Source organism: Fibrella arboris (genome assembly GCF_041321095.1).
Lineage (GTDB): Bacteria > Bacteroidota > Bacteroidia > Cytophagales > Spirosomataceae > Fibrella > Fibrella arboris.
On sequence record NZ_JBGGWE010000029.1, the window covers coordinates 1 to 8,897 of the forward strand.

The window sequence follows — 8,897 nt, forward strand, 5'->3', positions numbered from 1 at the left end:
ATCCCCCGGATTCGATGGGTGTACACTAAAGCCAAGGTTGGTCGAGACCGGGGGACCGTCGGCACAACAGAGCAAGGGTGAACACTCCCTATCGGTCGCGTCAGCCCTTGCAGGAGTTGGGTGATTCAATCATGTCAGTGGGTATTTTACGTATCGGTCGACAGGATAACGTGTTGATAATGAGCGCTTGTTTGCTGGTTTGCGGCGTCTTGGTCGACAGGTCAATCACCGCTTGACAGCACGTTTCAGTCAGCTTGCCACCTGCCCGGCGACAGGCTCTTCACCGCTGGACAGCACGTTGTGAAAAACGTCACGGCCGACAAAGTAACGTACCTACGAAAGCACGTTGACAGCCTGGTCTGACAGTATTCGGCCTCTCTCGGCTTGTTCGGTTGTGTGCTTGGTTGGTTGGCTCTGCGGGGTCCACTTACCTGGGACAGGAATCACGCGATTAGGCCCATGCGGCAGCCCAACAGGCAGAGGGTGTAAAGGTTGTCACGTACCTGAGTTTGGCTTATCTTGTGTTCACCATCAGCCCTCTGGGGCGTTGGGTGCTCGTTCATGTACGTGGGTATTTCAGGTATCGGGCGACAGGATAACTAATTGATAGTGAAGCGTTCTTTTGGTGGTATTTCGCGTTCCGGTCGACAGGTCAATGCCCGTCCAATAGCGCGTTTTGGTTGGTTTGCCACGTGCCTGATAACATGCCAAACCACCGTGGACAGCACGTCGACAAATGCGTTTCGGTTGACAGGACAAACCCCCCAGATGTGCGGCTAGATAAGTTGGGCAGGTTGCTTACGACACTTGAAAGGCTCCAGTCAAGTAAACGAAAAGTTACTCTTGAATGAAAAACGTCCTATATCTATTTGTGCTTCTTATGTTTGCAGGTTGTACTAGGAGAGTAGTAGCTGTTGAACAAGCAATTACAAAAAGCCGCTCGTACAGCCGAAAGCTTAAGTTTAGAAAGCAAATTGTTAGGGAAAGTGAATTCCGGCAAGCATTTTTTAAAACGTTAAAAAGCAAATATCAAATAGATGCTGAGTCAAGACAGGACACACTTATCTTGGTTGAGTACTTTGACAACGTTTGTATAAATTGTGATTTTTTTGCAATCACGCTTTTGGCTGGAGATACTGCTTATGCAATCAGTAAAAGCGACTACAAAACGCAATTTGTTAGTGATTCTGTGAGTGTGAGTAAGGTCAGCTTTAAAACCCATTCAAATTTGATTGGTGATGGCCTTTGGAAACTTTTGAATAACAAAAATTTGCCAGATCCATTTAATTCTAAACTGTATGGTAAACCATGTTTTGATGGTGCAAGAGCCAACATTACCTGGATATTACCAAAGCTTGTTTGTAAAACGATTGATGTGGATTGTATCTGGTAGATTTTCGAGTTGGTCCACGCTCCACGTGGGATCGACAGCCTCACCTTATCTGGATTTGTGCTTTGTTGGTCAGCTCTGCTGGGTCCACTTACCTCGGACAGGATACTGTCGGTTAGGCCCAAGGGGCACCCAACACGACAAAGGGTGTAAAGCCCGTGGCAACGTACCTGAGTTAAGTAAAGTGGTGGCCATCAGCCCTTTGAGGCGTTGGGTGGCCCGTTCAAGTCAGTGGGTATTTCGCGTACCGGTCGACAAGATAACTAATTGATAGTGAACGTTCTTTGCGGGTTTACCACGTACCTGTTGAAAGGTCAGTGCCCGTTCGACAGCGCGTTTTGGTTGGTTTGCCACGTATCTGGCGACAGGTCAATCACCGTGGACAGCACGTCGACAAACGCGTTTCGGCCGACACAGGAGCGTACCTGAGTAGGAGTGTTGACAGCCTGGTCTGATCAGCTTCGGCCTCTCTCGGCTTATTCGGTTGCGTGCGTTGTTGGTTAGCGCTGCGTGGTCCACTTACCTCTGACAGGAAACCGGCTGAGTAGGCCAATGCGGCAGCCCAACAGGCAAAGGGTGAAAAGGTCAAAGCAACGTACCTGCGTTTGACTTGTCTTGTGGCCATCAGCCCTTTGTGGCGTTGGGTGGTCCGTCCATGCAAGTGGGCGTTTCACGTCACGGTCGACAGGATAATTAATTAATAGTGAGCGTTTTTTTGCTAGCTTACCACGTACCTGCCGACAGGGTGGTCACCGCTGGACAGAATGTAAAAAAAGTGCTTTTTGGAAGATTTTATCTTGGAAGAGCTAACAAATAATTATTAAATGCCAACACTTTTAATCTATAACCCTGACAGTCCTACATCGCTAGAATCTACAAGTTTCGCTGGATCACCTGTTCAGCAAGTAGGCTTACCAGTTGAGTGGCCTATATGTCGATCTTGCAACAGCGAAATGCAGTATCAAGGCAAACTAAAAACCGATCTAGGATTAGAATTGCTGTTTATCTGTAATAGTGATCCAGGCATGTGTGACGAGTGGGACGCTAACGGTGGTGGCAATAAAGTGATAATAGTGGGAAGCGACCATTTGGAACCCTTTCATCCAGTCAGTGGGCTATCCGCCTTACGGGAGACACCTGAGTATGGAGTCTCTATGGTAGAAGTTATAGCTGATGATTATTTTGAAGCCAAAATCAGTTTCGCGGAAAACACCGAGGAGGTTTTAGGTCAACTTTATGGCGAACCGAGTTGGCTACAATGGGATGAAACCCCAACTTGTGACGAGTGTCAAAAACCGATGCGGTTTGTTGCTCAACTCGAGGAGGGTCCGTCTTACATAGATCATATGAATTTTGGAGCCGGTGGGTTTGGCTACCTTTTCGATTGTGTAAAAGATCGAAGAGCTAAATTTGTATGGCAGTGCTAAGGTGTTGACTCGTCGCTATCTTAATCAAGATATCTTCTTGGTCGGTCAGCTCTGCGGGGTCCACTTACCTCTGACAGGAAACTGCCCGGCAAGCCTGAGCGGCACCCAACGTGGGCAAAGGTGTAAAGGTAGCAACGTACCTGATGGTGGCTTATCTTTCGTCCACCATCAGCCCTTGCAGGCGTTGGGTGATTCGTTCATGCAAGTGGGTGTTTCGCGTCTCGGTCGACAGGTTAACTAGTTGTAAATGAGCGCCTTTTGTGGGTTTGCCACGTACCTCTTGACAGTTTGGCGTCTGTTCGACAGCACGTTTTTATCGGCTTATCACGTCTGGTTGGACAGGCCAATTACTCGTTGACAGCCCGCTGACAAATGCGTTTCGTGCGACACAAGAACGTACCTGAGCGCTACGGTTGACAGCCTCGGCTTTTAGGTTTCGGCCCGGACGCGGGACCGCTCTCTCGGCTTGTTCGGTTGTGTGCGTTGTTGGTTAGCGTTGCTAGGTCCACTTACCTCGGACAGGAATCACGCGATTAGGCCCATGCGGCAGCCCAACAGGCAGAGGGTGTAAAGGTTGTAACGTACCTACGTTTTAGCTTATCTTTCGTTCACCATCAGCCCTCTGGGGCGTTGGGCGGTTCAGTCATGCAGGTGGCGTGGGCGCATCATGGTCGACAGGATAACAAATTGACAATGAGCGCTCTTTGCTGGCTTACTACGTACCCGGCGACAGTCTCAAATCTGGTGGATAGCCCGTCGACAACTGCGTTTCGGCCGACAAGGCAACGTACCTGAGCGGTCACGACCGACAGCCTCGGCTTGCTGGTTTCGGCCTCTCTCGGCTTGCTTGAATTTGTGCGTTGTTGATCAGCTCTGCAGGGGCCACTCACGGCGGACAGGAAACTGGCTGGTGGCTCCAAGCGGCTCCCAACGAAGCGAAGGGTGTAAAGGTCAAGGCCACGTACCTGGGTTTGGCTTATCTTGTGGCCATCAGCCCTTCGGGGCGTTAGGTGGCCCGTCCAAGTAAGTGGGTATTTCGCGTCTCGTGCGACAGGTTAAAGTCCGTCAGGCATAGCGCTTTGGCTGGCGTTTGGCGTCTGGTTCGACAGGTCAATCTACCATGGACAGAACGTTTTGACAGGATTAGTAACGTAACTGGAGTTGCTTTAGAACTATGAGAGGACAGTATAAATTTTCGAGACTTTTCTTGAGAATATTTCTTTTTGTATTATTGTCCTGCATGTTTTATAAAATGTTGCGGTACTTTCCGATTTCAAATATTTCGGTAAGTACATTATTATATATAGGTTTCGTATATACGCTGGTTCTTTTCACTTTGGCGTATCTGTTGCGTTTATTGATAAAAGAACGGTACAATTTTTTTATAACAGATAATGGTATTGAAATTATAGAATTACCAATAAGAAGTAAAAAATTGATTCCTTATTCTTCATTTAAAGGATTTAAAACAGGTACATTAAAAATTCGGTTTATAGTATATGAGCAAATTATCTTATGTTGTGAGAACGGCGACGTATATCCAATAATACAGTATAATTTCTATAATTTCAAAGCGCTTAGGAGAGAACTTAAACAACGTAATAACTTAAAGTTCTTAGGTAATGAAATATTTCATTGAAAAATGTCACTGATTATAAAGGTCTAATTTTGCTTGGTATTGTGCGTTAGTGATTAACTCTGCTTGGGCGTGTTACCTCTGACAGGGGACTCACGGAGTAGGCCAGTGTGGCATCCCAACAAGGGCAAGGGTGCAAAGGTGTAACCTACCTGATCGTGGCTTATCTTGTGACCACCATCAGCCCTTGCGGTCGTTGGGTGATTCGTTCATGTAAGCGGGCGTTTCACGTGTCGGCAGACAGGGTAACGAATTGATAGTTAGCGTTCTTTTGTTGGTGTTTCGCGTTTGGTGCGACAGGTCAAAGCTCGTTTGACAGCATGTTTTGGTTGGTTTGCCACGTACCTGGCGACAAGCCAAACCACTGTGGACAGAACGATCAAAATGCGTATCGGCCGACAGATTAACGCACCTGAGCGGTTAAGATCGACAGCCTCGGCTTGTTTGCTCGGCCTCTCTCGGCTTGTTCGGTTGTGTGCTTGGTTGGTTAGCGCTGCGGGGTCCACTTACCTGGGACAGGCATCAGGCGGAGCAGGCTAATGCGGCAGCCCAACCAGGCGAAGGTGTAAAGGCGTCACGTACCTAGTCATGGCTTATCTTTTGGCCACCATCAGCCTTCGCAGGCGTTGGGTGATTCGTTCATGTAAGCGGGTATTTCGCGTGTCGTGTGACAAGATAACAAATTGATAATGAGCGTTCTTTGCTGGTTTATCGGCGTTTCGTGCGACAGGTGAATCCCCGTTCGACAGCACGTTTTGGTTGGTTTGCCACGTACCTGGCGACAGGTCGGTCACCGCTGGACAGAACGTTACAAAATGTGTTTCGGCCGACACGAGAACGTACCGCTGCGGCGGACCGTCTGGGTGTCACGGTTTGACAGCCTCGGCTTGTTTGCTTCGGCCCGGACGCGGGACCGCTCTCTCGGCTTGTTTGGTTACGTGCGTTATTGGTTCGCTCTGCGGGGGCCACTTACCTGTGACAGGAAACTGCCGGAGCATTCAATGCGGCAGCCCAACCGGCGAAGGGTGCAAAGGTCGTGGTGACGTACCTGCGTTTGGCTTATCTTGTGGCCATCAGCCCTTCGTGGCGTTGGGTGATTCGTCCATGTAAGCGGGTATTTCGCGTTTCGTGCGACATGTTAACAGGTTGATAGTGAGCGCTATTTTTGGGTTTGCCACGTATCCGTTGACAATTTGGTCACCGTTCGACAGCGCGTTTTTCTGGTGTATCACGTCTGGTTGGACAGGTCAAAGTCCGGCTGACAGAACGCGTAAAAAGCGTTACCTGCGACAGAGCAACGTACCTGAGCGTCACGGTTTGACAGCCTCGGCTTGTTTGCTTCTGCCTCTCTCGGCTTGTTTGGTTGTATGCGTTGTTGGTTAGCGTTGCGGGGTCCACTTACGGGGGACAGGCATCACTCGGAGCAGGCACGAGCGGCATCCCAACAAAGACAAGGGTGAAAAGGTCAAGGGCACGTATTTTGCCGTGAGTAAAGTGACTCCCATCAGCCCTTGTGGTTGTTGGGCGCTCCATTCATGTAAGTGGGCGTTTCACGTACCGGTCGACAAGCTAACTAATTGACAGTGAACGTTCTTTGTAGGTTTACAACGTACCTAGCAACAGTGTAATATCCTTTCGATAGCGCGTTTTGCTGGCGTTTTGCGTTCGGTTGGACAGGTTAATCAACTGTGGACAGAACGAACATCATTAAGCTCGAATGAGCTAAAAAATTACTAGCTTTGTTCATCAGTAAACAAGCTACTCATGGCCACTAAGACACTTAAAAAGCCAGCTTCCTTACTTGTGCGAGGTCGGAATGCGTCGGGTAAGTTAATCGAAGGCACTATTCCCGCTGGTGAGCTTTCTCAAGAGGATCCAGGGTTGACCATTCAACGAATCTTAGCTAAGCACACCGATTTACGTCCTACTCCAGTTGACCCTCAATGAGCGGTCTAATCGCTGACTCATTTATCTTGGTTGACACCGGCGTGATGAGTCGGTACTTCTTAGGTAAGCCTCAGATCACCAAGGCTTATGCTGAGTTGACAGCCCGGTCGACACCCGTCATTACGGGTAGCGTCTACATTGAGTTGATGCAGTGGCTGATTAAGGCGCGAGGCCGAGCTACCCAAGCCTTGACCAAATCAGAGTTTGATCAACTTCGTCACCAGCTCGATAAATACATCCAGCTCAATCACAATGATTGTATCGACTTGGCTGTTGCTGCCTGTCGGTTATACCCCGACACAGGTTTAGGTGACTGTTTCACCATCGGCGTTGGCTTATTTTTCGATGTACCCATTTTTACGCTTAACCAAAAGCATTTTGAGCGAATCCCCAGTGTGCGGTTATATACACCTGAGAATTACGCTTTGCTAGAAAGAGACTAATTTCCAAGTCTTCCTCGGTTTCGGCCTCTCTCGGCTTAATCGGTAGTGTGCGTTTTTGGTTAGCTCTGCTGTGGCGTGTTACCTCTGACAGGCATCCCTCGAAGTGCTTAGGGGCACCCAACACGAACAAGGGTGAAAAGGTCAGCGGCACCTTGTTTGTGTTCAGTAGAGTGATGGCCATCAGCCCTTGTGGTCGTTGTGCGAGATGCCCCCTACCTGCCCTTGCTTTTGTCCTATTTTTGGGCTAGCTTGTGGGCGCGGGCAGCTCGCTGTCAAGGGAACACAAGCTAGCCCAAAAATGCACGGCCATCGCGTCAGCCCATCCCCCGGATTCGATGGGTGTACACTAAAGCCAAGGTTGGTCGAGACCGGGGGACCGTCGGCACAACAGAGCAAGGGTGAACACTCCCTATCGGTCGCGTCAGCCCTTGCAGGAGTTGGGTGATTCGTTCATGCAAGTGGGTGTTTCGCGTCTCGGTCGACAGGATAAGGAATTGATAGTGATTGTTTTTGTGGGTTTGCCACGTACCTCTTGACAGTTTGGCGTCTGTTCGACAGCACGTTTTTATCGGCTTATCACGTCTGGTTGGACAGGCCAATTAATCGTTGACAGCCCGCTGACAAATGCGTTTCGCGCGACAGTGCAGCGTACCTGAGTAGGAGTGATGACAGCCTGGTCTGCCCGTTTTCGGCCCGGACGCGGGACCGCTCTCTCGGCTTGTTTGGTTGTGTGCGTTGTTGGTTAGCGTTGCGGGGTCCACTTACCTGGGACAGGAATCACGCGATTAGGCCCATGCGGCAGCTCAACAGGCAAAGGGTGAAAAGGTCGAGGGCACATACCTGAGTTTGGCTTATCTTGCGGCCATCAGCCCTTTGGGGTGTTGGGTGATTCCTACATTTAAGCGGGTGTTTCGCGTGTCGTGCGACAGGATAACAAATTGATAATGAGCGTTCTTTGCTGGTTTATCGGCGTTTCGTGCGACAGGTGAATCCCCGTTCGACAGCACGTTTTGGTTGGTTTGCTACGTACCTAGCGACAGGTTGGTCACCGCTGGCCAGAACGAGCGGAATGCGTTTCGGCCGACAGGGCAACGTACCTGAGCGCTACGGTTCGACAGCCTCGGCTTGTTAGTTTCGGCCTTTCGCGGCTTGCTTGGTTTTGTTTGTTGTTGGTTGGCTCTGCGGGGTCCACTCGCGGTTGACAGGAATCACTCGGATCAGGCCTGAGCGGCAGCCCAACCGGCGAAGGGTGCAAAGGTCGTGGTGACGTACCTGGGTTTGGCTTATCTTTCGGCCATCAGCCCTTCGGGTTGTTGGGTGATTCGTCCATGTAAGTGGGCGTTTCACATATCGGGCGACAGGATAACGAATTGATAGTGAGTGTTCTTTGTGGGTTTTTCACGTACCTGTTGACAATTTGGTCACCGTTCGACAGCGCGTTTTTGCTGGCGTCTCACGTCTGGTTGGACAGGTCAATCAACCCTGGACAGCACGCTGACAAATGCGTCTCGGCCGACACAGGAACGTACCGCGGCGGCGGACCGTCTGAGCGGTCACGATCGACAGCCTCGGCGTGTTTGCTTCGGCCCGGACGCGGGACCGCTCTCTCGGCTTGCTTGGTTTTGTGCCGCACCGGCGGACCGGTTGTTATTCAGCTTTGCGGGGTCCACTCGCGGTGGACAGGACACTGCCCGGCTAGCGTGAGCGGCACCCAACGAAGACAAGGGTGAAAAGGTCAAGGCAACGTACCTGAATGTGGCTTATCTTTCGGCCATCAGCCCTTGTGGGCGTTGGGTGATTCGTTCATGTAAGCGGGTGTTTTGCGTAACGTGCGACAGGTCAAAGTCCGTTCGACAGCGCGTTTTTTCTAGCGTATCACCTCTGGTTGGACAGGCCAATCCATCGTGGAAAGAACGTAGATATTCTGTACAGATTTTACATTTTGTACAGAACTTACGACCTTTGTTAGAAGTTATCATCTTATAAACCTCTCAAAGATCATGGCACAGTCAGTTAGCAGCACACAGGATGCGCGCAAGAACTTTTCGGAGATC

The 8,897-nt window shown here is 50.1% G+C and carries 3 protein-coding genes; all 3 read left to right on the forward strand.

Features of this window, described 5'->3' with window-relative positions:
* Positions 1-847 precede the first annotated feature (847 nt).
* The 3 genes from ACAW75_RS25995 to ACAW75_RS26005 all read left to right on the forward strand — a co-directional run bounded on the left by ACAW75_RS25995 (position 848) and on the right by ACAW75_RS26005 (position 6,843).
* Positions 848-1,393 carry a hypothetical protein gene (locus tag ACAW75_RS25995; RefSeq protein WP_370731712.1) on the forward strand — a complete coding sequence of 182 codons (546 nt, stop codon included), beginning with the start codon at positions 848-850 and terminating at the stop codon, positions 1,391-1,393.
* An 821-nt stretch (positions 1,394-2,214) separates the two neighbouring features.
* Positions 2,215-2,817 (forward strand): hypothetical protein, encoded by a 603-nt coding sequence (locus ACAW75_RS26000; protein WP_370731713.1) that lies wholly within the window; start codon positions 2,215-2,217, stop codon positions 2,815-2,817.
* A 3,579-nt stretch (positions 2,818-6,396) separates the two neighbouring features.
* Positions 6,397-6,843 carry a type II toxin-antitoxin system VapC family toxin gene (locus ACAW75_RS26005; RefSeq protein WP_370731714.1) on the forward strand — a complete coding sequence of 149 codons (447 nt, stop codon included), beginning with the start codon at positions 6,397-6,399 and terminating at the stop codon, positions 6,841-6,843.
* Positions 6,844-8,897 lie beyond the last annotated feature (2,054 nt).